This is a genomic window from Pseudomonas sp. MHK4 (assembly GCF_054600775.1).
In genome coordinates this window covers 1-25,755 of the sequence record NZ_BAAIAK010000008.1, presented here as the reverse complement: position 1 = coordinate 25,755, position 25,755 = coordinate 1, and the positions used below count along the sequence as shown (strand labels likewise).

General features: G+C 60.2%; 24 protein-coding genes. 11 read left to right on the top strand and 13 right to left on the bottom strand.

What is annotated here, in order from left to right; all coding sequences use genetic code 11:
- Window positions 1-290 precede the first annotated feature (290 nt).
- The 7 genes from folK to dksA form a co-directional block, all read right to left on the bottom strand.
- Window positions 291-776 carry a 2-amino-4-hydroxy-6-hydroxymethyldihydropteridine diphosphokinase gene (gene folK, locus ACYP2Q_RS19980; RefSeq protein WP_459732117.1) on the bottom strand — a complete coding sequence of 162 codons (486 nt, stop codon included), beginning with the start codon at window positions 774-776 and terminating at the stop codon, window positions 291-293.
- A gap of 3 nt (window positions 777-779) precedes the next feature.
- A complete protein-coding gene (locus ACYP2Q_RS19975; RefSeq protein WP_459732116.1) occupies window positions 780-2,180 on the bottom strand; it encodes a polynucleotide adenylyltransferase PcnB in 1,401 nt (466 codons plus the stop codon).
- A gap of 787 nt (window positions 2,181-2,967) precedes the next feature.
- Window positions 2,968-4,416 (bottom strand): sigma-54-dependent transcriptional regulator, encoded by a 1,449-nt coding sequence (locus ACYP2Q_RS19970; protein ID WP_459732115.1) that lies wholly within the window; start codon window positions 4,414-4,416, stop codon window positions 2,968-2,970.
- 22 nt (window positions 4,417-4,438) lie between these two features.
- On the bottom strand, window positions 4,439-7,393 hold the full coding sequence (locus ACYP2Q_RS19965) for a sensor histidine kinase (RefSeq protein WP_459732114.1): 2,955 nt from the start codon (window positions 7,391-7,393) through the stop codon (window positions 4,439-4,441).
- Window positions 7,377-7,553, bottom strand: coding sequence for a hypothetical protein (locus ACYP2Q_RS19960; protein ID WP_003176118.1), 177 nt, complete (start codon window positions 7,551-7,553; stop codon window positions 7,377-7,379). The genes ACYP2Q_RS19965 and ACYP2Q_RS19960 overlap by 17 nt, the downstream gene beginning before the upstream one ends.
- Window positions 7,554-7,630: 77 nt before the next feature.
- On the bottom strand, window positions 7,631-8,527 hold the full coding sequence (gene gluQRS / locus ACYP2Q_RS19955; protein WP_459732113.1) for a tRNA glutamyl-Q(34) synthetase GluQRS: 897 nt from the start codon (window positions 8,525-8,527) through the stop codon (window positions 7,631-7,633).
- Window positions 8,528-8,604: 77 nt separating this feature from the next.
- Window positions 8,605-9,048 (bottom strand): RNA polymerase-binding protein DksA, encoded by a 444-nt coding sequence (dksA, locus tag ACYP2Q_RS19950; RefSeq protein ID WP_046815673.1) that lies wholly within the window; start codon window positions 9,046-9,048, stop codon window positions 8,605-8,607.
- A 335-nt stretch (window positions 9,049-9,383) separates the two neighbouring features.
- Here dksA and ACYP2Q_RS19945 point away from each other — a divergent pair, with 335 nt between their 5' ends.
- Both ACYP2Q_RS19945 and sfsA read left to right on the top strand, forming a co-directional pair.
- The gene (locus tag ACYP2Q_RS19945) at window positions 9,384-10,556 is read left to right on the top strand and encodes a pyridoxal phosphate-dependent aminotransferase (protein WP_459732112.1); all 1,173 of its coding nucleotides are present in this window, start codon (window positions 9,384-9,386) and stop codon (window positions 10,554-10,556) included.
- Window positions 10,556-11,269 carry a DNA/RNA nuclease SfsA gene (sfsA, locus tag ACYP2Q_RS19940; protein ID WP_459732111.1) on the top strand — a complete coding sequence of 238 codons (714 nt, stop codon included), beginning with the start codon at window positions 10,556-10,558 and terminating at the stop codon, window positions 11,267-11,269. The genes ACYP2Q_RS19945 and sfsA overlap by 1 nt, the downstream gene beginning before the upstream one ends.
- Here the strand turns inward: sfsA and ACYP2Q_RS19935 are convergent.
- The 5 genes from ACYP2Q_RS19935 to ACYP2Q_RS19915 form a co-directional block, all read right to left on the bottom strand.
- Window positions 11,266-11,583: a Rieske (2Fe-2S) protein gene (locus ACYP2Q_RS19935; protein ID WP_459732110.1), complete on the bottom strand. Its 318-nt coding sequence runs from the start codon at window positions 11,581-11,583 to the stop codon at window positions 11,266-11,268. The genes sfsA and ACYP2Q_RS19935 overlap by 4 nt on opposite strands.
- A gap of 294 nt (window positions 11,584-11,877) precedes the next feature.
- Complete coding sequence (locus ACYP2Q_RS19930; protein ID WP_459732109.1) at window positions 11,878-12,687, bottom strand: Crp/Fnr family transcriptional regulator; 810 nt, start codon at window positions 12,685-12,687, stop codon at window positions 11,878-11,880.
- A 16-nt stretch (window positions 12,688-12,703) separates the two neighbouring features.
- Entirely contained in the window at window positions 12,704-12,976 is a 273-nt protein-coding gene (locus ACYP2Q_RS19925) for a TfoX/Sxy family protein (RefSeq protein WP_009050884.1), read from the bottom strand.
- Between the two features lie 243 nt (window positions 12,977-13,219).
- Window positions 13,220-13,564, bottom strand: a complete 345-nt coding sequence (locus ACYP2Q_RS19920) for a pentapeptide repeat-containing protein (protein ID WP_459732108.1) — start codon at window positions 13,562-13,564, stop codon at window positions 13,220-13,222.
- Window positions 13,565-13,655: 91 nt separating this feature from the next.
- On the bottom strand, window positions 13,656-15,212 hold the full coding sequence (locus ACYP2Q_RS19915; protein WP_459732107.1) for a bifunctional aminoglycoside phosphotransferase/ATP-binding protein: 1,557 nt from the start codon (window positions 15,210-15,212) through the stop codon (window positions 13,656-13,658).
- Window positions 15,213-15,327: 115 nt separating this feature from the next.
- On the opposite strand from ACYP2Q_RS19915, the gene mrcB reads away from it, so the two are divergent.
- The 3 genes from mrcB to ACYP2Q_RS19900 are packed head-to-tail and all read left to right on the top strand — an operon-like array spanning window position 15,328 to window position 18,753.
- Window positions 15,328-17,649 carry a penicillin-binding protein 1B gene (mrcB, locus tag ACYP2Q_RS19910; protein ID WP_459732106.1) on the top strand — a complete coding sequence of 774 codons (2,322 nt, stop codon included), beginning with the start codon at window positions 15,328-15,330 and terminating at the stop codon, window positions 17,647-17,649.
- A 16-nt stretch (window positions 17,650-17,665) separates the two neighbouring features.
- Window positions 17,666-18,418 (top strand): tetratricopeptide repeat protein, encoded by a 753-nt coding sequence (locus ACYP2Q_RS19905; protein WP_459732105.1) that lies wholly within the window; start codon window positions 17,666-17,668, stop codon window positions 18,416-18,418.
- A complete protein-coding gene (locus ACYP2Q_RS19900) occupies window positions 18,418-18,753 on the top strand; it encodes a YqcC family protein (RefSeq protein WP_154910693.1) in 336 nt (111 codons plus the stop codon). Before ACYP2Q_RS19905 ends, ACYP2Q_RS19900 begins: the two co-directional genes overlap by 1 nt.
- 75 nt (window positions 18,754-18,828) lie before the next feature.
- On the opposite strand, the gene ACYP2Q_RS19895 is transcribed toward ACYP2Q_RS19900, so the two are convergent.
- Window positions 18,829-19,254 carry a DUF4124 domain-containing protein gene (locus ACYP2Q_RS19895; RefSeq protein ID WP_459732104.1) on the bottom strand — a complete coding sequence of 142 codons (426 nt, stop codon included), beginning with the start codon at window positions 19,252-19,254 and terminating at the stop codon, window positions 18,829-18,831.
- Window positions 19,255-19,650: 396 nt separating this feature from the next.
- On the opposite strand from ACYP2Q_RS19895, the gene ACYP2Q_RS19890 reads away from it, so the two are divergent.
- The 6 genes from ACYP2Q_RS19890 (at window position 19,651) to msrQ (ending at window position 25,630) form a co-directional block, all read left to right on the top strand.
- Entirely contained in the window at window positions 19,651-21,375 is a 1,725-nt protein-coding gene (locus tag ACYP2Q_RS19890; protein WP_459732103.1) for an acetolactate synthase 3 large subunit, read from the top strand.
- Between the two features lie 2 nt (window positions 21,376-21,377).
- Entirely contained in the window at window positions 21,378-21,869 is a 492-nt protein-coding gene (gene ilvN, locus ACYP2Q_RS19885) for an acetolactate synthase small subunit (protein ID WP_003176102.1), read from the top strand.
- 46 nt (window positions 21,870-21,915) lie between these two features.
- Window positions 21,916-22,932, top strand: coding sequence for a ketol-acid reductoisomerase (ilvC, locus tag ACYP2Q_RS19880; RefSeq protein ID WP_007909969.1), 1,017 nt, complete (start codon window positions 21,916-21,918; stop codon window positions 22,930-22,932).
- Window positions 22,933-23,075: 143 nt separating this feature from the next.
- Window positions 23,076-23,933: a CDP-diacylglycerol--serine O-phosphatidyltransferase gene (gene pssA, locus ACYP2Q_RS19875; RefSeq protein ID WP_459732102.1), complete on the top strand. Its 858-nt coding sequence runs from the start codon at window positions 23,076-23,078 to the stop codon at window positions 23,931-23,933.
- Window positions 23,934-23,996: 63 nt separating this feature from the next.
- Complete coding sequence (gene msrP, locus ACYP2Q_RS19870; protein WP_459732100.1) at window positions 23,997-25,010, top strand: protein-methionine-sulfoxide reductase catalytic subunit MsrP; 1,014 nt, start codon at window positions 23,997-23,999, stop codon at window positions 25,008-25,010.
- Entirely contained in the window at window positions 25,010-25,630 is a 621-nt protein-coding gene (gene msrQ, locus ACYP2Q_RS19865) for a protein-methionine-sulfoxide reductase heme-binding subunit MsrQ (protein WP_459732099.1), read from the top strand. The genes msrP and msrQ overlap by 1 nt, the downstream gene beginning before the upstream one ends.
- Window positions 25,631-25,755: the final 125 nt, after the last annotated feature.

The following is a 25,755-nucleotide window of genomic DNA, read 5'->3' as shown; positions in this document are numbered from 1 at the left end:
GTGCTTTTAAGGCCTGGATTGCGCCCTTGATGCCGTGGTGACGGCAGCGGGACGCCTATAGTCGTGAGGAGAACGTGGGAAGTCAATTGCGTGTGTTACCGCATTGTTACGCGTGGGGTGTTACCGGGGGGAACTGATGCGTTTCAGCAAATTTTGCTAGAGCAATACAATCCAATGTGGGAGCGGGCTTGCTCGCGAAGGGGGCCTAACATTCAACATCTGTGTTGATTGATCCACCGCTTTCGTCGGAACGCCGCCCGGAGCAAGCCCGCTCCCACAGGGGATCTCGGTCAGTTCGAAGGGAGGCGTTCCAGGCCGACGAACGGGCAGGCAGCGAGCAGGTCGGCCAGCGTGCGGCCATCGGCCAGGCGCAGGTCGGCGGCGGCCAGTTCGGCCAGGGGATACAGGACGAAAGCCCGTTCCTGCATGTGGTAATGCGGGACTTTCAGGCGAGGTTCGTCGATCAGGCGGTCACCGAACAGCAGGATGTCCAGGTCCAGCGTACGCGGACCCCAGCGCTCAAGGCGCTTGCGGCCCTGGCCGTTTTCGATCGACTGCAAGGCGTCCAGCAGCTCAAGCGGTGCCAGAGTGCTGTCCAGCGCGGCCACCGCGTTGGTATAACGCGGTTGGCCGGGTAGCAGCGAGTCGCTTTGATAGAAGGCGGAAACCCCGGCCAGTTGCGAGTGCGGCAACTGATCCAGCGCCTCGATGGCGCTGCGCAGCTGTTCGGCGGGGTCAGCGAGGTTGCTGCCCATGCCGATGTAGATGCGTTCCATGGATTACTCGCCCGTGGTGCTCGAAGCGTCTGCCGAGCGCTTGCGCTTGGCGCCACCGCTGCGGCGACGTTTGCGTGGGCCGCCGGTACCGTCGTCCTTGCCACTGAGGTCGCGAATCATGTCGCGACGCTCGCTGTCGTTGGCATCCCGGTAATCGGTCCACCATTCACCCAGGCCATCGGTCTGCTCACCCGCGCTTTCGCGTAGCAGCAGGAAGTCATAACCGGCGCGGAATCGCGGATTGTCCAGCAGCAGGTCGGCCCGTTTGCCGCTGCGCCGTGGCAGGCGCTCCTGCATGTCCCAGATCTCGCGGATCGGCATGGTGAAGCGTTTCGGGATCGCGATGCGCTGGCACTGCTCGGCAATCAGCTCGTGAGCGGCTTCCTGCATTGCCGGGATCGGCGGCATGCCACGGTCTTGCAGGCGCAATACGCGCGCCGGCAGGGCAGGCCATAGCAGGGCGGCAAACAGGAACGCCGGGGTCACCGGTTTGTTCTGCTTGATGCGCAGGTCGGTGTTGATCAGGGCTTCGCTGATCAGGGTGTGGGTATAGGTCGGGTTGTATTCCAGTGCCTCGGCGCTGGCCGGGAACAATGGATCGAACAATTGCAGGTCGACCAGCATTTCAAAGGTGTCTGCCGCGTGGCCGGACAGGAACAGCTTGAGCACTTCTTCAAACAAGCGGGCCGACGGGATCTCGCGCAGCATGGGCGCGAGGTCGCGGATAGGCGCGGCGCTGTGTTTTTCGATGCCGAAATTCAGCTTGGCGGCAAACCGCACGGCGCGCAGCATCCGCACCGGGTCTTCCTGGTAACGCTGCTTGGGGTCGCCAATCAAGCGGATCAGTTGGTTGCGAATGTCGTGCACGCCGTTGGCGTAATCGAGAATGCGTTCGCTGACCGGGTCGTAATACAGGGCGTTGATGGTGAAGTCGCGGCGTTGCGCGTCCTCTTCCAGGGTCCCGTAGACGTTATCGCGCAGGATGCGCCCGCTTTCGTTGCGCGAGGATTGATTTTGATCTTCCTCTTCGTCGTTCTGCGGGTGATTGGCGCGGAAGGTCGCGACTTCGATGATTTCGCGGCCAAAGTGGATATGCACAAGCTTGAACCGGCGGCCGATGATCCGTGCATTACGGAATTCGGCACGTACCTGTTCAGGAGTGGCGCTGGTGGCGACGTCGAAATCTTTCGGCGTGATGCCGAGCATCATGTCACGCACGCAGCCGCCGACCAGATAGGCCTGGTAGCCGGCGCCCTGCAGGCGTTCGACGATGTTCACCGCGTAACGGCTGAATTGGCCCTTTTGCAGCGAGTGTTGACCGCTGTTGAGCACTTCAGGCGTGCTGCGAATGTGTTGCGTACGACGCACGGGAGTACGGAATGACTGGAACAGCTTCTTCAGCATGGGATGCACTGTTTGAAGGAATGTTCGGCCAAAAACGAAGAATGACCGCATGATGGGCGGGGATTCTAGCATTTAGTCGAGGGATGGTGTAGGACGCTGTAGGAGCGAGCTCGCTCGCGATGGTCGTGAACGATAACTCTTACATGCAGATTCCCGGCAGCGTCCTCAGGTTCTTCGCGAGCAAGCTCGCTCCTACAGGAAGCGGGGAATGGGGGCGCAGAAACTACAAGGGGAGCCGAAGCTCCCCAAGAAGTAGTTGCATGCTCTATTTTTGTTATTGGTTTTGGGCTTCTTGTTTTTGTTGAGTGCCCGCGTCATGAAGCTTTCCTTCATGACCCTCCCAATCGGGAGCCAAGAGCAAACGGATTGCTTTGGTCGCTGTGCTGCAGTGATCTTGCGATCCAACCAGTTCAGGCTCTGTCTTAAGACAGTTTTTTGTTGTTCTCGGCCTGGTCGTGGGGCAAGCCCCAAATACAACGCCTCTCCAAAAGAATCAGTTAGCTGCGCCTCTCGCCGTCTTGTTTTTATTGTGCGTGAGTCGATACGTCTTATTTTTATTGTCTTGTACATTGCTTGTTATTGTTCTTGTACCAAACATATAGCAGGGTGCGTGCCAACTTTTACGAACCCTAGTAAAACAAGGGGTTAGGCGGGTCGAGGGGGTAAATGAGGGACAAAAAAAACCGGGGCTTCGTTACCGTAAGCCCCGGCTTCTGTTACGTGAAAAACCTGAGGTAACAGTTTTTTCACAAAATCATGTGTTACCCGCACATGAGACAGGTGGGGTTCAGCTTTCGCTGGCCACCCCGGTTTTGCGCCGCGGGATACCCAGGCGCTGACGGCGTTCCCACAGGCATTTGCGACTGACCCCGAGTTTGCGCGCCAGCTCGGTCTCGGTCATGTGGTCCTGATGCTCGAGCACGAAGTGCTGGAAGTAGTCTTCCAGGGACAGGTCTTCGGTTGGCTCATGATTATTGTTACCGGCGTTGCCGTTGCCCTGTTGTGGGGGCAAACCAATGAACTCGTCGTCTTCCAGGTCACCCAGTTCGATGTCGATGCCCAGCAGCTCGGCGGAAATCTCGGGGCTCTCGCTCAGGATGACCGCGCGCTCGACTGCGTTTTCCAGCTCACGAACGTTACCCGGCCACGAGTAATGACGAATGGCTTGCTCGGCGTCCGGGGCGAACTTGAGGTCGGTGCGGTTGATCCGGGCGCTTTGGCGCGCCAGGAAGGCGTTGGCGATTTCATTGACGTCCGCGCCACGTTCGCGCAGGGCCGGCAGTTTCAGGGCGATCACGTGGAGGCGGTAGTACAGGTCTTCACGGAACTGGCCGATCTTCGCCAGGCTCTTGAGGTCACGGTGGGTCGCAGCGATCAGGCGCACATCGACTTTCTGCGACTGGACCGAGCCCACCCGACGAATTTCACCTTCCTGCAACACGCGCAGCAGGCGCGCCTGGGCTTCCAGTGGCAGCTCGCCGATTTCATCGAGGAACAAGGTGCCGCCGTCCGCCGCTTCGACAAGGCCGGCACGTCCGGCGCTGGCGCCGGTGAATGCACCTTTCTCGTGGCCGAACAGTTCGGACTCGATCAGGCTTTCCGGAATAGCCGCGCAGTTCACCGAAATCATCGGCGCCTTGGCCCGCTTGGAGAGGTTGTGCAGCGCGCGCGCCACCAGTTCCTTACCAGTACCGGACTCGCCCTGGATCAGGACATTGGAGTCGGTCGGCGCGACTTTGCGGATCTTGCCATACAGGTCTTGCATCGGTGGGCATGAGCCGATGATGCCGATTTCACCGTTGCTGTTGTCGCTACCGGGCTTGGCCGCGCCATTGGCGCCATTGCCGGCCTTGAGGGCAACCGGTTCGCTGCTGGCTTGTGCCGATTGCCGGTCTCGCAGGATGCGCGCGACAGCCTGGAGCATTTCGTCGTGATCGAAAGGCTTGGCGATGTAGTCCACCGCGCCCATCTTCATCGAGTCCACCGCCGAGCGCAGGCTGGCGTAGCTGGTCATGATCAGCACCGGCGTGCCCTGGCCCAGCTTGATCAACTCGGTGCCCGGCGCGCCCGGCAGGCGCAGGTCACTGACGATCAGGTCGAACGTGGGAATGGTGAAGCGTTCTTGTGCTTCCTGCACTGAACCGGCTTCGCTGACCTGGTACTGGTTGCGTTCCAGCAGGCGGCGCAAGGCGGAGCGGATAATTGTTTCGTCTTCGACGATCAAAATGTGCGGCATTGATTCGATACTCTCGACGGTCTCAGTTCACAGCGGACGTCGCTTCGACATGACGCGGTAAAGTCACCCGGATCCGGGTGCCGCGTTGGCTCTGTACATCAGCCGGGCTGTCGATGGTGATTTGTCCATAATGCTCTTCAACGATGGAATAGACCAGTGCAAGGCCCAGACCGGTACCTTCACCCGGGTCCTTGGTGGTGAAGAAGGGTTCGAACAATCGGTCCATGATGCTCTTTGGAATTCCGCTGCCTTCGTCTTCCACGATCAGGTCGACCGTGTGTTCGCCGGCTTCGCTCTTGACCCGCACTGCACTGCCCGGCGGCGAGGCGTCGCGGGCGTTCGAGAGCAGGTTGATCAAGACCTGGGCGAGCCGCTGCGGGTCGCCTTCGACCCAGTGGTCGGGGTCGCACAGGTTGTAGAACTGCACTTCGAAATTGCGTCGGTTCAGGGCCAGCAGGCCGATGGCGTCCTGGGCCACTTCCGCCAGACAGACGGGCTCGTCGCTGTGCTGGTGGCTGCCGGCATGGGCGAAACTCATCAACGACTGCACGATGCGCGAGACGCGCTTGGTCTGTTCGAGGATCTGCCCGCTGATTTCCTTGAGTTCGCCGTCTTCCTCACGCTCTTCGCGCAGGTTCTGCGCCAGGCAGGCGATGCCGGTGATCGGGTTGCCGATTTCATGGGCCACACCCGCCGCCAGGCGACCGATACTGGCCAGGCGCTCGGAATGCACCAGTTTGTCTTCGAGCATCTGGGTTTCGGTCAGGTCCTCCACCAGCAGCACCAGGCCACTGTTGCCCGGTGCGAGCGGTTCATCGATCGCCGCCTTGTGCAGGTTCAGCCAGCGGGTCTGGCCGTCGAGGGCCAGGTGCTGTTTGTGCAAATGCTCATCCGGAACATTGATGAAGCCTTGCAGCAGCGCTTTCCACGGATCGGCAATGGTGCTCAGGCGCGAACCGACCACGCGCTGCGCGGCGATCCCGGTCAGTTCCTCCATGGCTTTGTTCCACATGAGGATTTCCTGGTCCTTGGCCAGCGAGCAGACGCCCATCGGCAATTCCTGCAGGGTCTGGCGATGGTAACGGCGCAGGGCATCGAGTTCGGCGGCCAGGCCGGTCAGGCGCGAATGGTAGTCCTCCAGGCGGCTTTCGATGAAGTGGATGTCTTCAGTGACATAGTTTTCGCCGCCGGCCTTGTAGGGCAGGAACGTCTCGACCATGTCCTGGGCCACGCTGGGTCCCATCAGGCCGGAGAGGTTGGCCTCGATTCGGTCGCGCAAGCGGCGCAACGCGTACGGCCGCCGTTCGTCGAAGGGCAGATAGAGATCGCGCAGGGCCTGTTCGACCTCCTTCTGCGCCGCCTTGGCACCCAGCGGTTTGGCCAGCTGGGTGGCGAACTCCTGGGGCGAGGCGGCGTGCAATTCCCGGCGTTGCGGACGGCGCACGTTGTCCACGGCACAGGCTTCGGCGGCGCTGGCTTCTTCGGTGCTGGCATTGGTGAACAGCGAAATCAGGGTGAACATCAGTACGTTGGCGGCCAGGGAGGCGATCGCGGCCATGTGCCAACTGGTGTCATCGAGCACGTAGATCATGTTCAACAACGGGATGTAGAAGCCCTGCAGGTTGCCGACCAGCGGTAGCAGCATGGTCACCAGCCACACCAGGATTCCCGCCAATAGCCCGGCAATGAAGCCGCGACGGTTGGCGGTCGGCCAGTACAGCACCGAGAGCACGCCAGGCAGGAATTGCAGGGTGGCCACGAAGGCGACGATGCCGAGGTTGGCCAGGTCCTGCTCGGCACCCAGCAGCAGGTAGAAACCGTAGCCGGCCATGATGATGGCGACGATCAGGGCCCGACGGGTCCACTTTAGCCAGCGATAGATGTTGCCTTCGGCCGGTGGCTGGTAAAGCGGCAGCACCAGGTGGTTCAGGGCCATGCCGGACAGGGCCAGGGTGGTGACGATGATCAGGCCGCTGGCGGCGGACAGGCCGCCGACATAGGCCAGCAGGGCCAGGGCCTTGCTGTTGGCGGCGATGCCGATGCCCAGGGTGAAATATTCCGGGTTGGTGGTGGCGCCGAGCTTCAGGCCGGCCCAGAGAATCAGCGGGACTGCCAGGCTCATCAGCAGCAGGAACAGCGGCAAGCCCCAGCTCGCGCTGACCAGCGAACGAGGATTGAGGTTTTCGGTGAAGGTCATGTGGTACATGTGCGGCATGACGATCGCCGAGGCGAAGAACACCAGCAGCAGCGTGCGCCAAGGGCCTTCCTGCAATGGCGTGTGCAGGGCGGCGAGGGCGGTCTGGTTTTGCAGCAGCCACAGTTCCAGCTGTTGCGGGCCGTCGAACACGCCATACAGCGCATAGAGGCCGACGCCGCCGAGGGCGATCAGCTTGATCACCGACTCGAAGGCAATCGCGAACACCAGGCCTTCATGTTTTTCCCGGGTGGCGATGTGCCGGGAGCCGAAGAAAATCGTGAACAGCGTGATCAGGGCGCAGAAACTCAGCGCCACGCGATGCTGGACCGGCTCTCGGGTGAGAATGCCGATGGAGTCGGCGACCGCCTGGATCTGCAGCGCCAGCAGGGGCAGTACGCCGACCAGCATGAAAATCGTGGTCAGCGCGCCGGCCCAGGTACTGCGAAAGCGGAACGCGAACAGATCGGCCAGGGACGATAGTTGATAAGTGCGGGTGATCTTCAGGATCGGATACAGCAACACCGGCGCCAGCAGGAATGCGCCGGAAACGCCCAGGTAGCTGGACAGGAAGCCGTAGCCGTACTGATAGGCCAGGCCCACGGTGCCATAAAAGGCCCAGGCACTGGCATAGACCCCCAGCGACAGGGTGTAGGTCAGTGGGTGGCGAATGATCGCCCTGGGGATCATGCCCCGTTCGCTGACCCAGGCCACGCCGAACAGCACCGCCAGGTAGGCGGCGCTGATCAGGATCATCTGGGTCAGGCTAAAGCTCATCGGCATCTTTTTGGCTCTGCAGGATGAAGGTCACGACGATCAGGATCAGCCAGAGCAGATAAGGGCGATACCAGGCGCCCGTGGCGTCGATCCACCAATCCATGATGGCCGGGGAAAACAGATAAATCCCCACTACCAGGAGCAGGACCAAGCGATAGATGTACATCCCGGCCTCTCTTTTTTATGCGCGTGCCCGAAAAGGTGCGGCGATGGTAACGGATGGGCGCGCCACTGCAAGTACGATCACTGTAGCTGCGCCTCGGGCAGGCTCAGTGTGCGCGGGATCAACAGGGCGTCCCAGTGGGCAATGCCCCAGCCCAGCACTTCCCGTGGCGTGGCGTAAGCCAGTTCGGCTCCGGGGCACTGGCCCAATGCGCGCAGGGCTCGCAGCAACAAGGGGGTGGCCTGGTCTTCGCTCAAGGGCGGCGAGCGGTAGGACTTGCCCAGCTTGTTGCCATCAGGCTGGGTAATCAGCGGAATGTGCAGGTAGCGCGGCTGGCGCAGGCCGAGCAGCTCCTGCAGGTAGAGCTGGCGTGGCGTCGAGTCGAGCAGGTCGGCACCGCGGACGATGTCGGTGATGCCTTGCCAGGCATCGTCCAGCACCACCGCCAGTTGATAGGCGTAGAGGCCATCGCGGCGGCGAATCACGAAATCGCCGACATCCCGGCCCAGGTGCTGGTGGAACTCGCCTTGCACCCGATCGATGAAGTGGTAGTCCAGTTCGGGCACGCGAATGCGAATGGCGGCGTCTTCAGTGCGGTGTCCGGCATTGCGGCACAGTCCCGGATAGATGCCGTCGTAGGGCTCCAGCTGTTTGCGCGAACAGGTGCAGGCGTAGGCCAGGCCCTGGCTGAACAGGCGATTGAGCACTTCGGCGTAGGCTTCGTGGCGGTCGCTCTGGCGGACCATCTCGCCATCCCACTCGAAACCGTAGCTCTCCAGGGCCTTGAGGATTGCCGCCTGGGCGCCGGGTTCTTCCCGGGGCGGGTCGAGGTCTTCCATGCGCATCAGCCAGCGGCCACCCACCGAGCGGGCGTCGAGGTAGGAGGCCAATGCGGCGACCAGCGAACCAAAATGCAAATGGCCACTGGGCGTCGGGGCGAAGCGCCCGATGTAGCTGGGGGAGGTGATGGCGGTCATGAATGCAATTAAAGCCAAAAAAACATCAGAAACAAAAACGGAGCGTTCGCACGCTCCGTTCTTCGTTCAAGTCGCAATTATTTGCCGACTTGCTTTTCCTTGATTTCCGCCAGTGTCTTGCAGTCGATGCACAAGTCAGCTGTAGGGCGAGCCTCAAGACGCTTGACGCCAATCTCGATGCCGCAGGATTCACACCAGCCGTACTCTTCGTCTTCGATCAGTTGAAGCGTCTTGTCGATCTTCTTGATCAACTTGCGCTCACGATCGCGGGCTCGAAGCTCGAGAGCGAACTCTTCTTCCTGGCTGGCACGGTCTGCCGGGTCCGGGAAGTTGGCTGCTTCGTCCTTCATGTGGTCCACAGTCTTGTCGACACCTTCCATCAGCTCTTTTTTCCACTGATTCAGAACCTTGGTGAAGTGCTTGCGCATGGGCTCGCCCATGTACTCTTCGCCAGCTTTCTGAACATAGGGCTCGAAGCCGCTGATCGTCTGATTCGCTTGTTGCTTTGCTTGGGTGGACATGAAATAGACCGCCTCTACTCTTGTAATCCATCTGCGCAGGATTGCTCCATCACCGGCACCTGCCGGCCCTGCGGCTGCAAGCGGGCGAACTTACCAGATCAAATCAGACCGCGCTACTCCCGGATGTCGAGGGCGCAGCCCGCGGTGCTGGCAAATGCTGGCAAAGTGTTGCCTGGTGGCTCTGGAGCCCTGCTCAATTAATGATTTTAGTCAAACCTGGGGCACTCGCTCAGCTCGTTTGTGGCCTGGGTCATATGGCCTCTGACCGCTTTAGGTTCTCGCTCGTTCCTGCGCTTGGGTAGAATCGATTCTTTTCCCTGTTTGAAGGAAGGCCAATGGCTCAGTCCTACAGTGCCCGCAGTCGCGCGATCGAACCATTTCATGTCATGGCGCTGCTGGCGCGGGCCAATGAATTGCAGGCTGCCGGTCACGATGTGATCCACCTGGAAATCGGCGAACCGGACTTCACCACCGCCGAGCCGATCATCCGTGCCGGACAGGCCGCACTGGAAGGGGGCAAGACGCGCTACACCGCCGCCCGCGGCATTCCAGAGCTGCGTGAGGCCATTTCGGGCTTTTATCAGCAACGTTATGGCTTGGACATCGATCCGCGCCGCATCCTCATCACCCCCGGCGGTTCCGGTGCGTTGCTGCTGGCCAGTGCCCTGCTGGTCGATCCGGGCAAGCATTGGCTGCTGGCCGACCCGGGTTACCCGTGCAACCGGCATTTCCTGCGGCTGGTGGAAGGCGCCGCGCAGCTGGTCCCGGTTGGGCCCGACGTGCGATATCAGCTGACGCCGGACCTGATCGCCCGGCATTGGGATCACGACAGCGTGGGCGCGCTGGTGGCTTCCCCGGCCAACCCGACCGGCACCATCCTCACCCGCGATGAACTGGCGGGTCTGTCCCAGGCCATCAAGCAGCGCCACGGCCACCTGGTGGTGGACGAGATCTACCATGGCCTGACTTACGGCACCGATGCGGCCAGTGTGCTGGAAGTCGATGACAGTGCCTTTGTCCTGAATAGTTTTTCCAAGTATTTCGGCATGACCGGCTGGCGGCTCGGCTGGCTGGTCGCGCCGGAGGCGGCGGTGGGCGAGTTGGAAAAACTCGCGCAAAACCTCTACATCAGCGCGCCAAGCATGGCCCAGCACGCGGCGTTGGCCTGTTTCGAGCCTGCCACCATTGCGATTCTGGAAGAGCGTCGCGCCGAATTCGGTCGTCGTCGGGATTTCCTCCTGCCAGCCCTGAGAGATCTCGGTTTCGGCATCGCCGTCGAACCGGAAGGCGCGTTCTACTTGTACGCCGATATCAGCAAGTTCGGCGGTGATGCCTTCGCGTTCTGCCGTCATTTCCTCGAAACCGAACATGTCGCGATTACCCCGGGGCTGGACTTTGGCCGGTATCAGGCCGGGCACCACGTGCGGTTTGCCTACACGCAAAACCTCGAGCGCTTGCAGGAAGCAGTTGAGCGTATCGGTCGTGGCTTGCGGAGCTGGCAAGGCTGATGCGTTTTCATCCTCCTCTTGAAGAAGGGCGGCTGATTCGCCGCTACAAGCGTTTTCTCGCCGATATCGAGACCGTCAATGGCGAGTTGCTGACCATTCACTGCCCGAACACGGGCTCGATGCTCAATTGCCAGGTCGAAGGCGGGCAGGTCTGGTTCAGTCGCTCCAATGATCCCAAGCGCAAGTTGCCTGGCACCTGGGAAGTTGGCGAGACCCCGCAAGGGCGCCTGTTCTGCGTGAATACCGGGCGGGCCAACGGCCTGGTCGAAGAGGCTTTGCGGTCGGGCGTGATCAGTGAGTTGAACGGCTTCACCGAGCTGAAACGCGAAGTCGCCTACGGTCAGGAAAGCAGCCGCATCGATTTCCGCCTCGATTACCCAAGCGGGCCGGCGTATGTGGAAGTCAAAAGCGTCACCCTGGGCTATGACGGCACGCCGGTGGCGGCATTTCCCGATGCGGTAACCCTGCGCGGCGCCAAGCATTTGCGTGAATTGGCTCACCTGGCCCGGGACGGGATTCGCGCGGTGCAGTTGTATTGCGTCAATCTCACTGGCATCGAGGCCGTGCGACCCGCTGAAGAAATCGATCCGGCCTACGCCCAGGCCTTGCGCGAGGCCGTAGCGTGCGGGGTTGAAGTGCTGGCCTACGGCGTAAGCCTGAGCCATGAGGAGATGGTGGTGGACCGGCGTCTGGACGTGTTGCTCGGCGATTAGAGGCTGACCCAGATGCCCTGCGCGTCTTCACGGCAATCGACAGGGGTCAGCGATTGCCCAGCGCAAGGGCCGGCGACGCATTCGCCGTCCTCGATCAGGAACAGGGCACCATGGGTGGCGCACTGGATCAGGCTGTTGCTGGGGTCGAGAAACTGGTCGGGGGTCCATTCGAGTCCGACCCCGCGATGCGGGCAGCGGTTGATATAGACGTAGACCTGGCCACCCCGGCGCACGGCGAACAGCTTCTGGCCGTCGATGACGAAACCACGGCTGCTGGCATCGGCTAGCTCGATGCCGGTACACACAAATTTCATGCTGATCCTCAAATGGCTGAATTGCCCGGTGCGAGCAGGTCTCAGGTGCTAAGGATACTTGGCGCAGCGCCGGATGACTTTTCCACAGGCAAAAAAAGACCCGGCAAGAGCCGGGTCAAATAACCGTGATTAGCCTGATGAGGAGATAATCTGAGAGTCCGAACCAAGGGCTTTTCAGAAGATCGACCAGTCTCGCGACCAGTTGTGATAATCATATCGATTCTCATTACCAAGTCAACAAGTGATTTCCCATTTATTCGATTCCTGTCGCACGATCGTTCCAAGTCCTTGTATTCATTGAGTTCTGCCTGTCGTTTTCAGTGCCATCAGTTGTGTAACCTGTTTATTCAGCAAGTCGATACGGCGGGCCATGCTCTCGATCAGGCAGCTGGCAATCTTCGGATTGCTCTGGGTGAGGCTCAAGAACTGGTCTTTGGGAATGCGCATGATGGTGCTCGGTTCGCTGGCGATGACCGTGGCGCTGCGTTTTTCACCGGTAAACACCGCCATGGCACCGAAGATCTCGTCCTTGGGCACATCGCCCACTTTGAATCCATCGACAAACGCTTGCGCGTGACCCTCGATGATCACGAACACATGGTCCGCCTCATCGCCCTGATGGATCAGCGTTTCGCCGCTGGCGACGCGCCGAAAGCCGTTGGTGGCGCGAAATTCCGGTTGCTTGAGGCGCGCCACGGCATCGGACAGCAGGGCCGTCTGGCCCGCCATGTATTGCAGGAACAGCTCTGAGCGGGTCGGGTCGGCGTAGATGTGCTGGAACACCTGCGATCGAAGGTAGGGCGTCAGCGCCAGGGGCGTCGTGCTGCACAAGCGACAGCGCGGCAGTCCAGCGTCCTGACGCAGGCCGATCAGGTCGCCCTGGCGCAGATAAAACAGCGCGCGATCATCGATACAGCCGTGCAGCTGGCCGTTATCCAGCATGAACAGTTGGTCGCTGGGCAGCGCGGCGGCGAGGTCGTCGATGGCGGGAAACTCGACGGCGGGCCCACTCGGTGCCAAACCCTGCAACAGTCGGGCGGGAATGTTTTGCAGTCGATGGATCAGTGTTTCGGCGTAAGCCGGTTGTTCCCCAAGTAAGTACATGGCGAGCGGTACTCGTTCAATTCTTGTGGCGTGACGAGATGGCGTCGAGTTGCTTGTTCAAGGCTTCCTTGCGTTCGGCGGGAATGTCGTTCCAGTGTACGTCCATCAACGCGCCTTCGATTGCATACAACAACACCTTGGACGCCCGAAACCCGCGCGTGCGCACGGCCCGATAGGCATCCACCGCCCCCAGGCGACGCAAGTCCGAGGCGCTGTGGATGCCCACGGCATGCAGCCACTGCGCCGACGTCTTGCCAAGATTCTTCAGGTGTTGCAGTTCATCATTCATCAAGCCTCCTTGCGATGGCCGAATGGTGCGTGGGCAAGCTTCTGAGGAGTGTAGCCATCAGTAGGGAAATCGTGATTGTTTGCTCATTTTTGACGCAAAAGCTTCTAAGCGCCTTAGGGTATCCGTGTTTCGAAAAGCATCGAAGAGGAGGGGAAAGGGAGTGAAATCGGTGGATTTTCAGGCAGCGCAGGCTACAGTCAAGCGCGAAGCGAGGGCGCTGGACTTGTCAATTCAGGCTGGTGATCAGCGGGTGCGATAACGCAAGCGCGTACCGAAGTTCATCGACATCAGGATTTCGTCGGCGCTCAGTTCCACCGGAAAGTAGGCACCGGAAATCTGTGCGTGGGCGAGGCTCGCACCTTCAAGCGAAGCGTTGCGAAAATCGATGCCGCGCAAATCGGCGGAGCGGAAATAGGCGTCGGTGAAGTCGATGCCGTCGGCATTCAGCTCGCGCAGGTCGAGGCCACGGAAATCACCACCGACCATGTCGATAGGCCCTTGCTCGGGGCGCTCTTTATTGAAGCCCGCGATGTCGTCTTTGTGCAGCAGGGCATAAAGCGAAGTATCAAGCAGTTTCGGCTGGCTCATGGTGCGTCACCTGTTGGATTCATGCCGCCAGTGTAGTGCCACTATTTAATAGCCGCGAAGCCGGGGCAGGCTTCGCGGCTGAATGGCCTGCCTATAGTCCTGGCAGGCGCTGGCGAATCTGTTCCACCACCGTGTCGAGGGTTCCGCTTTCGTTGGTCTGCACGCGTTTGCTGCAGAGGATTTCTGCGGGCGTCAACGCTTCACGACTGGCTTGCTGGGCTTCGATCACGGCCAGGGTGGCGTCGGACGGGTCCTTCTTGTCGGCCTGGCGCAGGGCCAGCCAGCTCTCGATCACCGCTTGTGGAGCATTGCAGTCAAGGATCAGGAACGGTGCGCCGGTGGCTTCGGCCACTTTCGCCGCGCTGTCGCGCTGCGCATGCTTGAGGTAAGTGGCATCGATCACCACCGGGAACCCGGCGTGCAGGATCACCTCGGCAATTTCGTGCAGGCGCTGGTAGGTTGCGGCGCTGGCATCAGCACTGTAAATGCCGGCCTGCAGGTCATTGGCGACGGTTTGCTCGCCGAACAGCCGCTTACGCTCCACGTCGGAGCGCAGGCGAATAGCCCCCAGTGCTTCCACCAGGCGCATGGCTACGTGGCTTTTGCCAACGGCGGACACACCGTGGGTAATGGCCATGAAGCGCGAAGGGATGGTGCTGTAGCTTTCCGCCAGGTTCGCGTAGTTGCGGTACTGGCGCAGTGTGGTGGCGCGCTGTACCGGGGTCGCCTCGGCCGGCATGCTGAACAGGCTGACCTTGGCGCGAACCAGTGCGCGGTAGGCTTTATAGAAGTTCAGCAGTTCCAGGCCCTGGTAATCGCCGGTCAGCTCCAGGTATTGGCTGATGAATCGACGCGCCAGGCACTTCAGGCCGCGGTCTTCCAGGTCCATTGCCAGGAAGGCGGTGTCGGCGTACACGTCGGTGAAGCGGAACGGTTCGTTGAATTCGATGCAGTCGAAGATCACGACCTGGCCGTCGATCACCGTGGCGTTGCCCAAGTGGATATCACCGTGGCATTCGCGAATGAAACCCTCGGCCTTGCGCTGGGTGAACAGTGGCTTGAGGCGTTCGAAGCTGCTATCGGCCCAGGCCTGCAGGGCGTCCAGTTGCAGCAGGTCGGCCTTGTCGCTGAGGAAGGGGCGAATCTGCTCGAAGTTTTGTCGCACAGGGGCCATGACACTGTCCGGGGTCCCGGCTTCGTGTTCTGCCGGCACTCGCGGTGCTTCAAGGTGGAAGCGGGCGATCTGGTCAGCCATCTGGTCGATGTGCGCTGGGGTCAATTCGCCGTTGGCTTGCAGCGTGCTGAGCAAGCCGTCCTGGGCAAACTGGCGCATTTTCAGTGCGTACTCGATGGCCGGACCCTCGCCGCCCAGTTGCGGCGCTTCGGCGCTGCCGGTGATCGGTAACACTTCGAGATAAAGATCCTGGGTCAGGCGCTGGTTCAGGCGCAGCTCTTCAGTGCAGAAATGCTCCCGAGCCTCAAGGGTGGTGAAGTCGAGGAAGCCGAAGTTCATCGGCTTCTTCACTTTATAAGCAAAGGGGCCGGTAAGCACGACCCAGGAAATGTGGGTCTCGATGACCTTGAATCCATCTACAGGATGCGGGTAGAGGGCCTTGTTTTGCAGGGCGGCGATCAGGGACTGGCTCACAGGCGATCCTTAAGAGTCGGAAAAAATTCAGGTCGTCATTATGGCGTCTAGCCAGCCTAACGCAAACTCGCGGGCCTCCTGTTGAGTATGAATAAAGTGCGTATAATCCGCCGCCATGACTCGTACTCGATCCCCCCGTACTCCAAAGAAACCACCCTCCAGAGGCCTGCGGCCCTGGCTGGGCTGGGCCCTTAAACTCAGCCTGGTCGGCCTTGTGGTGCTGGCCGGGTTCGCCGTTTACCTCGATGCCATCGTGCAGGATAAGTTCTCCGGCAAGCGCTGGACCATTCCGGCCAAGGTCTACGCGCGTCCGCTCGAGCTGTTCGTCGGACAAAAGCTGAGCCGGGACGATTTTCTCACCGAGCTCGATGCCTTGGGCTATCGCCGTGAAAGCGTGGCCAACGGTCCGGGCGCGGCGTCGGTCAACGGCAATACCGTCGATCTGAATACCCGTGGCTTCCAGTTCTATGAAGGCATGGAGCAGGCGCAGCCGGTGCGTGTGCGCTTCTCGGGTGATTACGTCGCCGAACTGTCGTCGACCAAGGGCGCGAAGTTGTCGGTGGTCCGTCTGGAGCCGCTGCTGATCGGCGGCCTGTACCCGAAAAACCTCGAAGACCGGATCCTGATCAAGATCGACCAGGTGCCGCCATATCTGCTCGATACCCTGGTCGCTGTCGAGGACCGTGATTTCTATCACCACTTTGGTGTCTCGCCGAAGTCGATCGCCCGTGCGATCTGGGTCAACGGTTCGTCGGGCCGCATGCGCCAGGGTGGCAGTACCCTGACTCAACAGCTGGTCAAGAACTTCTACCTGACCAACGAGCGCAGCCTGAGCCGCAAACTGACTGAAGCGATGATGGCGCTGCTGCTCGAACTGCACTACGACAAGCGTGAAATCCTCGAGGCTTACCTCAACGAAGTGTTTGTCGGCCAGGACGGTCAACGCGCGGTGCACGGTTTCGGGCTGGCCAGCCAGTTCTTCTTCAGCCAGCCATTGGCCGAGCTCAAGCTGCATCAGGTGGCCTTGCTGGTGGGCATGGTCAAGGGGCCGTCCTCCTATAACCCGCGCCGGTATCCGGAACGTGCGCTCGAGCGGCGTAACCTGGTGCTCGATGTGCTGCAGGAGCAGGGCGTTGCCACGGCCGAGCAGGTCGAGGCGGCGAAGAAAATGCCGTTGGGCGTGACCAAGCGCGGCAGCCTGGCGGACAGCTCGTTCCCCGGCTTCCTGGATCTGGTCAAGCGCCAGCTGCGTGAAGACTACCGCGACGAAGACTTGACCGAGGAGGGGCTGCGGATCTTTACCAGCTTCGATCCGATCCTGCAGATGAAAGCCGAAGCGTCGGTCAACGACACCTTCAAGCGCCTGTCCGGGCGCAAGGGTTCGGATGATGTCGAGGCGGCCATGGTCGTGACCAACCCGGAAACCGGCGAGGTGCAGGCGATGATCGGCAGTCGCCAGGCCAGCTTTGCCGGCTTCAACCGGGCACTGGACGCGGTACGGCCGATCGGCTCGCTGATCAAGCCGGCGGTTTATCTGACGGCGTTGGAAAAACCCAGCCAGTACACATTGACCAGCTGGCTGTCGGACGAGTCCTTCTCGGTCAAGGGCGCGGACGGCCAGGTCTGGAAACCGCAGAACTATGATCGCCGCTCCCACGGTACGGTTTTCCTATATCAAGGGCTGGCGCACTCCTACAACTTGTCCACCGCGCGCCTGGGCCTGGCCGTGGGCGTGCCGAATGTCCTCAAGACCCTCGGGCGCCTGGGTGTCAGCCGTGAGTTCCCGGCCTTCCCGTCGATGTTGCTGGGTGCCGGCGGCATGACCCCGATCGAAGTAGCGACCATGTACCAGACGCTCGCCAACGGTGGTTTCAATACGCCGATGCGCGGGATCCGCAGCGTGTTGACGGCCGAGGGCGAGCCGCTCAAGCGCTATCCGTTCCAGATCCAGCAGCGTTTCGACCCGGCGTCGATCTACCTGATCCAGAGCGCCATGCAGCGCGTCATGCGTGAAGGCACCGGCAGCTCGGTCTACAACGTCTTGCCAAAGACCCTGACCCTGGCCGGCAAGACCGGGACCAGTAACGACTCGCGAGACAGTTGGTTCGCAGGCTTCAGTCAGGACTTGCTGGCGGTGGTCTGGTTGGGGCGCGACGATAACGGCAAGACCCCGTTCACGGGGGCAACCGGCGCGTTGCAGGTCTGGACCAGCTTCATGCGCAAGGCCGACCCGTTGCCGCTGGACATGCCGCAGCCGGATAATATCGTCCAGGCCTGGGTCGATTCGCGCACCGGACAAGGTTCCGACGCCGGTTGCCCGGGCGCCGTGCAGATGCCGTATATTCGCGGCAGCGAACCGCCTCCCGGTGCCGCTTGCGGTGGCGAAAGCCCTTCCGGCGAAACGGTGATGGATTGGGTCAAGGGCTGGATGAATTAAGCAAAGAGGGTTTCAAGTGAACAAGTGGTTGATTCCAGCGGTTACCGCCGTGGCTTTGCTCAGCGGTTGCTCCACGGTACAGCGCGGCTCGATTCCGGTGGTGGATTCCGGCACCGGCGTTTCCAATAGCGAGCGCGTATCGGCGAACGGCGGATACCGGCAGACGACGGTAAAGCGTCCCGTGCAATCCCAGACCCAGGCGATTCCACAGGGTGATACCGGTGTGGTCGTGATGGTGCCGGGTGGTGGCGCGGTGACGTCGGCACCTATCAGCACTTCGCCGATTACGCCGGGGCCGATTACCCCGGGGCCGATTACGCCAGGCCCGATCGACACCTCGCCGGTGCAGTCCGCTCCGGTGAATCAGGGCAGCTACAGCATGCCGTCGACGCCAAGCGGTATTCCGTCGGCCAGTAGTTCCGGTGGCCTGTCCGCCGACGAACAGCTGGACGGTCCGGTACTGGCCCTGTTGACCACCGCCCAGCAACAACAGGCCGGCGGCGACCTCAATGGTGCTTCTTCCAGCCTCGAACGCGCCCAGCGTGTGGCCCCGCGTGAACCGCAAGTGCTTTATCGCCTGGCGCAAGTGCGCATGGCCCAGGGCGATGCGCCGCAGGCCGAGCAATTTGCCCGCCGTGGCCTGACCTTCGCCAACGGGCGTCCGGCACTCCAGGCCAGCCTGTGGGAGCTGATCGCCCAGGCGCGTGAGAAGCAGGGCGATTCCTCGGGCGCGGCACTGGCTCGTCAGAAAGCCAAGGTAACGTCGTAATGGATGCACGCTTTCTCAAAATCGCCGATCAGCTGCTGCTGATCGAGCGTGAATTGCGCGTGCAAGGGTGGTGGGACGAGGTTCCACCCTCCGCTGAAGCGCTGTCCAGCGTTGAGCCGTTTTCGGTCGACACGCTGGACTTCGAGCAGTGGCTGCAATGGATCTTCCTGCCGCGCATGAAGATGATCCTCGAGCAGGATCTGCCCTTGCCAAATGCATCGGGTATCCAGGAGATGGCGGAAATGGTCTTTGCCGGACGCAATGTCCAGGGCCGGGATCGTCAGCTGCAGGTGTTGCTCAAAGAATTCGATCAGCTGATCACCGCCTCCCGCTGAACGCCATCCCCTGTAGGAGCAAGCTTGCTCGCGATGGCGGTGTAACATTTAACAGATCCATTGAGTGTTGCGCCCTCATCGTCGGCAATTATCCGCAATCTGCTTTTGCGTTTCGCCGATGCGCTCCTGGCGTTGCGAGTCATCCAGGCGCCGCATCTGGCCATCCACTTCCTCTCTCAAACGCGGATTATTCTGCAACTGCGCCAGGTTCGTTCGTGCCTGTTCGCAGAAAGCCTTCAACTGATTCTGTTGCTCGGCCACCTGCTTCTTGACCGACTTGTCGATGGCCTGCTGGTCGCCAATGGCGCCGCTGTGCGGGGCGTTGCCCGGTTTGCCAGAGGGGGAGGCGGGCGTGACGATGGTCGTGCGTGACTGATCCGTGGGCGGGTGCGCATCGAAATGGGTAACGCCCTGGGCATCGACCCACTGGTAAATCTGCGCGGCCATGGACAGCGGGCTGAGGACGGCCATCAGGCCGGCGATGAAGAAGTGCGTACGCATGCCAATTCCTAGTCAAAAGTTGCGCAATTGAAGCTAACACACAGGGGGTTTACAGGTTTTTTCTTGCGTTCTCATGTGGTTAGTAGAATAAACCGCATAGACGACTTGACTTGCAGGGGACGAAACAGAAGAATCCAAAGTCCGCTGTAGAGGGACTGCCAGAAGCAGACCCACTCGGCAGATCATGAGGCGCACATCCGCGCCGACCTGTTACACCCGCAACGCGTTACCTCGCGCTGGGTGGGAAAGCCCCGCAACACTTGGGACGATCCCAATACTTGCTCAGTCAGTGCTGACGTAGTCGGCGACCACCGTCGCTCATGCTCTGCTGAGAAGTAAACCTATTAAGACCCGTCCTTTTGTGGGCGGTATTCTGGCGTTTTAGAGGTGAACAACGTGGAGCTTTTATCTGGCGGTGAGATGCTCGTCCGCTTTTTGCGTGACGAAGGCGTCAAATATATCTACGGGTACCCGGGTGGTGCTCTTCTTCATGTCTACGATGCCCTGTTCAAAGAGCCGGAAGTGACCCACATCCTGGTTCGTCACGAGCAGGCTGCGACCCATATGGCTGACGGCTACGCCCGTGCCACCGGTAAAGCCGGCGTGGTACTGGTGACTTCCGGCCCGGGCGCAACCAACGCCATCACCGGTATCGCCACGGCCTACATGGACTCCATTCCGATGGTGGTGATTTCCGGCCAGGTGCCGAGCACCATGGTCGGTACCGACGCCTTCCAGGAAACCGACATGATCGGTATCTCCCGGCCGATCGTGAAACACAGCTTCATGATCAAGCATGCGTCGGAAATCCCGGAAGTCATGAAGAAAGCCTTCTACCTGGCGCAATCCGGTCGTCCTGGTCCTGTCGTTGTCGATATCCCGAAAGACATGACCAACCCGGCCGAGAAGTTCGAATACGTCTTCCCGAAAAAAGCCAAGCTGCGCTCCTACAGCCCGGCCGTTCGCGGCCACTCGGGGCAAATCCGCAAGGCGGCAGAAATGCTCCTGGCGGCCAAGCGTCCTGTGCTGTACTCGGGCGGTGGCGTGATTCTGGGCAACGGCTCCGCGCCGCTGACCGAGCTGGCGAAAATGCTCAACCTGCCAGTGACCAATACCCTGATGGGCCTGGGCGGTTTCCCTGGCACCGACCGTCAGTTCATCGGCATGCTGGGCATGCACGGCAGCTACACCGCCAACCTGGCGATGCACCATGCTGACGTGATCCTGGCCGTCGGCGCACGTTTCGACGACCGCGTCATCAACGGCGCATCGAAGTTCTGCCCGAACGCCAAGATCATTCACATCGACATCGATCCGGCTTCGATCTCCAAGACCATCAAGGCCGACGTGCCTATCGTGGGTCCGGTCGAGAGCGTCCTGACCGAAATGGTCGCGATCCTCAAGGAAATCGGCGAGACCCCGAACAAGGAGTCCGTTGCCAGTTGGTGGAAGCAGATCGACGAGTGGCGCGGTGATCGTGGCCTGTTCCCTTATGACAAGGGCGACGGCAGTGTCATCAAGCCGCAAGCGGTGATCGAGACCCTGTGCGAAGTGACCAAGGGCGATGCCTTCGTTGCTTCCGACGTGGGTCAGCACCAGATGTTCGCGGCGCAGTACTACAAGTTCAACAAGCCGAACCGCTGGATCAACTCCGGTGGCCTGGGCACCATGGGCTTCGGTTTCCCGGCGGCCATGGGCATCAAGTTGAGCTTCCCGGATGACGACGTCGCCTGCGTAACGGGCGAGGGCAGCATCCAGATGAACATTCAGGAACTGTCGACCTGCCTGCAATACGGTCTGCCGGTAAAAATCGTCATCCTGAACAACGGTGTGCTGGGCATGGTTCGCCAGTGGCAGGACATGAGCTACGGCAGCCGCCATTCGCATTCCTACATGGAATCGCTGCCTGATTTCGTCAAGCTGGCAGAGGCCTACGGCCACGTTGGCGTGCGTATCACCGATTCGAAAGATTTGAAGTCGAAGATGGAAGAGGCGTTCGCCATGAAAGATCGCCTGGTGGTGATCGATATTTCGGTCGACACCAGCGAGCACGTCTACCCGATGCAGATCAAAGACGGCTCCATGCGCGATATGTGGCTGAGCAAGACGGAGCGTACTTAATCATGCGGCACATTATTTCCTTGCTTCTGGAAAACGAACCTGGCGCTTTGTCTCGTGTAGTCGGCCTGTTCTCGCAGCGCAACTACAACATCGAAAGCCTGACCGTGGCTCCGACCGAAGACCCGACCCTGTCGCGTCTGACGCTGACCACTGTCGGGCACGATGAAGTCATCGAGCAGATCACCAAGAACCTGAACAAGCTGATCGAAGTGGTCAAATTGGTCGACCTGTCGGAAAGTGCTCACATCGAGCGCGAGCTGATGCTGGTCAAGGTCAAGGCCACCGGCGCACAGCGCGCCGAGATCAAGCGCACCACCGATATTTACCGTGGACAGATCGTCGATGTCAGTGCCAGCGTGTATACCGTTCAATTGACCGGTACCAGCGACAAGCTAGACAGCTTCATCCAGTCCATTGGCACCGCTTCGATCCTGGAGACCGTCCGCAGTGGCGTCACCGGTATCGCCCGCGGCGACAAAGTACTCAGCATCTAAACCAAATTAGCGAATGGCCTGAACGGCCTGTATAGAGGGGAAATTCATGAAAGTTTTCTACGATAAAGACTGCGACCTGTCGATCATCCAGGGCAAGAAAGTTGCCATCATCGGTTACGGTTCCCAGGGCCACGCTCAAGCGTGCAACCTGAAAGACTCCGGTGTTGACGTGACTGTTGGCCTGCGCAAAGGCTCGGCCACCGTTGCCAAGGCTGAAGCCCACGGCCTGAAAGTGACCGACGTTGCTTCCGCCGTTGCCGCTGCCGACCTGGTCATGATCCTGACCCCGGACGAGTTCCAGTCTTCCCTGTACAAGAACGAAATCGAGCCGAACATCAAGAAAGGCGCCACCCTGGCCTTCTCCCACGGCTTCGCGATCCACTACAACCAGGTTGTGCCACGCGCTGACCTCGACGTGATCATGATCGCGCCGAAGGCACCAGGCCACACCGTACGTTCCGAGTTCGTCAAAGGCGGCGGTATCCCTGACCTGATCGCTATCTACCAGGACGCTTCGGGCAACGCTAAAAACGTAGCACTGTCCTACGCCGCTGGTGTTGGTGGCGGTCGTACCGGCATCATCGAAACCACCTTCAAGGACGAGACTGAAACCGACTTGTTCGGCGAACAAGCCGTTCTGTGTGGCGGTACCGTTGAACTGGTCAAAGCTGGTTTCGAAACCCTGGTTGAAGCTGGCTACGCGCCGGAAATGGCCTACTTCGAGTGCCTGCACGAACTGAAGCTGATCGTTGACCTCATGTACGAAGGCGGTATCGCCAACATGAACTACTCGATCTCCAACAACGCCGAGTACGGCGAGTACGTGACCGGTCCGGAAGTCATCAACGCCGAATCCCGTCAGGCCATGCGCAACGCCCTGAAACGTATTCAGGACGGCGAATACGCCAAGATGTTCATCAGCGAAGGCGCTACCGGCTATCCTTCGATGACCGCCAAGCGTCGTAACAACGCCGCGCACGGTATCGAAGTCATCGGCGAGCAACTGCGCTCCATGATGCCGTGGATCGGTGCCAACAAGATCGTCGACAAAGCCAAGAACTAAGTCGAACCTTGTATGAAAAACGCGGCTTAGGCCGCGTTTTTTCGTTTGGGTGACCGGTTCTGGTATAAAGCTGCATCGTTTGCGGTCGAACCGTCGTCCCAGACACCTGTCGAAACTTTCCACCCCGTTGCAAGGTAATGTCCATGAGCGAACGTCCCGAAGAGCCAAACCAGGCCTCTGACGCCGAAAGCCTGCTGCCCATCGATGAACATGTCGAAGAAGGGCATGACGCTGAAGGCCGTAAAGTCCGGCATCGTGGTATCTATCTTCTGCCGAACCTGTTTACCACTGCGAACCTGTTCGCCGGTTTCTATTCCATCATCAACTCGATGAGTGCCCAGGCTGCCTTGAGCGCCGGTGACTCGATCGGTGCGAGCAAGTATTTCGCCTTTGCCGCCATCGCGATTTTCGTGGCCATGGTGCTCGACGGCCTCGACGGCCGCGTTGCCCGCATGACCAATACCCAGAGCGCCTTTGGTGCCGAGTACGACTCGCTGTCGGACATGGTCGCCTTTGGCGTGGCGCCGGCACTGCTCGCCTTTGGCTGGGCCTTGGGCGACATGGGCAAGGTCGGCTGGATGGTCGCCTTCATCTATGTTGCGGGCGCGGCGTTGCGCCTGGCGCGTTTCAATACCCAGGTCGGTACCGCCGACAAACGCTATTTCATCGGTCTGGCCAGCCCAGCCGCCGCCGGCGTGGTGGCAGGGATTGTCTGGGCGTTCAGCGATTACGGTATCCAGGGATCGAAGATGTCCTTCCTGGTGGCGCTGATGGTTGCGGCGGCCGGCATGCTGATGGTCAGCAACATCAAGTACAACAGCTTCAAGGAGCTGGACCTGAAAGGGCGCGTGCCGTTCGTGGCGATCCTTGCCGTGGTGCTGGTGTTTGCGGTGGTGTTCAGCGACCCGCCGCGTATCCTGTTGCTGGTTTTCCTCGCCTACGCGGCATCCGGTCCGGTGCAATACCTGTTACATCTTCGTCGGCGCAAAAGCGCCGAGTGATGTAATTTCCCTCATACTCCGCAGTCTGTTGGTGCGTCTGTTCTCCAATGCTGCGGAGTAGCCATGCTGATCAAAGTCTCAAAAGCGTCCGACTGCCATGAGTCGGACGTCACGCCTGAATCCTTCTATCTTTCTCGACGCAATGTATTGGGTGCTGCCGTGGCCGCATTGGCCGTGACCAGCCTGCCTCGATGGGCTGTGGCCGATGAGGCGGCGCGTTACCCGGATGTCGAGCCTGGCAACGTACCGTCCTGGTTTGCCGAAAAGCTTCCTGCCACCCAGTGGGGAGCCGTCAACGTTAAGGATGAGGCGATCACGCCGTTCAAGGACGCAACGCACTACAACAACTTTTATGAGTTTGGCGCAGACAAAGGCGACCCGGCTGCCAACGCCGGTGCACTGAAGACCGAACCCTGGACCGTGGTCGTGGATGGGGAGGTGGGCCGGCCTGGGCGGTATGCGCTGGAAGACTTCATGAAGCCTTATCAGTTGGAAGAACGCATTTACCGTCTGCGTTGCGTGGAGGCGTGGTCGATGGTGATTCCATGGATCGGCTTTCCGATTTCGGCATTGCTCAGCCAGGTAGAACCCACGTCAAAAGCCAAATTCATCCGCTTCGAGACCCTGCAGGATCCCAAGAACATGCCAGGGCAGCAGTCCGGGTTCGCCTTGATCGACTGGCCTTATGTAGAAGGGCTGCGATTGGACGAGGCAATGAATCCACTGGCCATACTGGCGGTGGGGATGTACGGGCGTGAGTTGCCGAACCAGAACGGGGCGCCCCTGCGTTTGGTGGTGCCATGGAAATACGGGTTCAAGAGCATCAAGTCCATCGTGCGGATAAGCCTGGTGAGCGAGCAGCCTAAAACCACCTGGCAGAGCATTGCCTCCGACGAATACGGCTTTTACGCGAACGTGAATCCTACGGTTGACCATCCGCGCTGGACCCAGGCCCGCGAGCGCCGATTGCCCAGTGGCCTGTTCAAGCCGAATGTGCGCGACACGCTGATGTTCAATGGCTATGCGGACGAAGTCGCTTCTTTATATGCAGGGCTCGATCTGCGGAAGAACTACTGATGCGCTACCCGCTCTGGCGTACAGCGGTTTTCGTTTGTGCAATGGTGTGGCCGCTGCTGTGGTTGTACCAGGCCTGGCAGGATGTACTGGGTCCTGATCCCGGCAAGGTGCTGGTTGACCGGTTGGGATTGGGCACTCTTGTTCTGTTGCTCATCACATTGAGCATGACGCCGCTGCAAAAGCTTACGGGTTGGGCGGGGTGGATTGCTGTGCGGCGGCAGCTGGGATTGTGGTGTTTCGCTTACGTAGTCCTGCATTTGAGTGCCTATCTGGCATTCATCCTTGGGTTTGACTGGTCACAGCTTGGCGTCGAGTTGCGTAAACGTCCGTACATCATTGTCGGGGCCTTGGGTTTTTTGTGTTTGCTGGTGTTGGCGTGCACTTCCAATCGCTACAGTCAGCGGCGTTTGGGCGTTCGCTGGAAGAAGCTGCATCGCCTGGCTTATCTGATTCTGATACTTGGATTGCTGCACATGCTCTGGATAGTGCGTGCCGATCTGAAGGAGTGGGCGATCTATGCATCGATAGGTGCGCTGCTGTTAGTGCTGAGGCTGCCGCCGCTGGCGCGTCGAATCCCGCGTTTAGTGGCGAAAAAGGGCACTTCTGCCAAAAAGGCCTAATTAGAGGTTGACGGCAGATTCTGGAAGCCTATAATTCGCCCCACTTCCGGCGCAGTCGAAACGGAAAACTCCTTGGTAAACAAAGGGTTACGCAGTTTTCGACAGCAGGTTGCTTCAGTTCATCG

What these genes read in the sequence shown, in the direction of transcription:
- folK (WP_459732117.1), bottom strand. Translation starts at nt 776, where the DNA reads ATGGAACGCATCTACATCGGCATGGGCAGCAACCTCGCTGACCCCGCC.
- ilvC (WP_007909969.1), top strand. Translation starts at nt 21,916, where the DNA reads ATGAAAGTTTTCTACGATAAAGACTGCGACCTGTCGATCATCCAGGGC.
- ACYP2Q_RS19935 (WP_459732110.1), bottom strand. Translation starts at nt 11,583, where the DNA reads ATGAAATTTGTGTGTACCGGCATCGAGCTAGCCGATGCCAGCAGCCGT.
- msrP (WP_459732100.1), top strand. Translation starts at nt 23,997, where the DNA reads ATGCTGATCAAAGTCTCAAAAGCGTCCGACTGCCATGAGTCGGACGTC.
- ACYP2Q_RS19965 (WP_459732114.1), bottom strand. Translation starts at nt 7,393, where the DNA reads ATGCCGATGAGCTTTAGCCTGACCCAGATGATCCTGATCAGCGCCGCC.
- pssA (WP_459732102.1), top strand. Translation starts at nt 23,076, where the DNA reads ATGAGCGAACGTCCCGAAGAGCCAAACCAGGCCTCTGACGCCGAAAGC.
- sfsA (WP_459732111.1), top strand. Translation starts at nt 10,556, where the DNA reads ATGCGTTTTCATCCTCCTCTTGAAGAAGGGCGGCTGATTCGCCGCTAC.
- ACYP2Q_RS19920 (WP_459732108.1), bottom strand. Translation starts at nt 13,564, where the DNA reads ATGAGCCAGCCGAAACTGCTTGATACTTCGCTTTATGCCCTGCTGCAC.
- ACYP2Q_RS19960 (WP_003176118.1), bottom strand. Translation starts at nt 7,553, where the DNA reads ATGTACATCTATCGCTTGGTCCTGCTCCTGGTAGTGGGGATTTATCTG.
- msrQ (WP_459732099.1), top strand. Translation starts at nt 25,010, where the DNA reads ATGCGCTACCCGCTCTGGCGTACAGCGGTTTTCGTTTGTGCAATGGTG.
- ACYP2Q_RS19930 (WP_459732109.1), bottom strand. Translation starts at nt 12,687, where the DNA reads ATGTACTTACTTGGGGAACAACCGGCTTACGCCGAAACACTGATCCAT.
- ACYP2Q_RS19925 (WP_009050884.1), bottom strand. Translation starts at nt 12,976, where the DNA reads ATGAATGATGAACTGCAACACCTGAAGAATCTTGGCAAGACGTCGGCG.
- ilvN (WP_003176102.1), top strand. Translation starts at nt 21,378, where the DNA reads ATGCGGCACATTATTTCCTTGCTTCTGGAAAACGAACCTGGCGCTTTG.
- ACYP2Q_RS19945 (WP_459732112.1), top strand. Translation starts at nt 9,384, where the DNA reads ATGGCTCAGTCCTACAGTGCCCGCAGTCGCGCGATCGAACCATTTCAT.
- ACYP2Q_RS19970 (WP_459732115.1), bottom strand. Translation starts at nt 4,416, where the DNA reads ATGCCGCACATTTTGATCGTCGAAGACGAAACAATTATCCGCTCCGCC.
- gluQRS (WP_459732113.1), bottom strand. Translation starts at nt 8,527, where the DNA reads ATGACCGCCATCACCTCCCCCAGCTACATCGGGCGCTTCGCCCCGACG.
- dksA (WP_046815673.1), bottom strand. Translation starts at nt 9,048, where the DNA reads ATGTCCACCCAAGCAAAGCAACAAGCGAATCAGACGATCAGCGGCTTC.
- ACYP2Q_RS19895 (WP_459732104.1), bottom strand. Translation starts at nt 19,254, where the DNA reads ATGCGTACGCACTTCTTCATCGCCGGCCTGATGGCCGTCCTCAGCCCG.
- ACYP2Q_RS19900 (WP_154910693.1), top strand. Translation starts at nt 18,418, where the DNA reads ATGGATGCACGCTTTCTCAAAATCGCCGATCAGCTGCTGCTGATCGAG.
- mrcB (WP_459732106.1), top strand. Translation starts at nt 15,328, where the DNA reads ATGACTCGTACTCGATCCCCCCGTACTCCAAAGAAACCACCCTCCAGA.
- ACYP2Q_RS19975 (WP_459732116.1), bottom strand. Translation starts at nt 2,180, where the DNA reads ATGCTGAAGAAGCTGTTCCAGTCATTCCGTACTCCCGTGCGTCGTACG.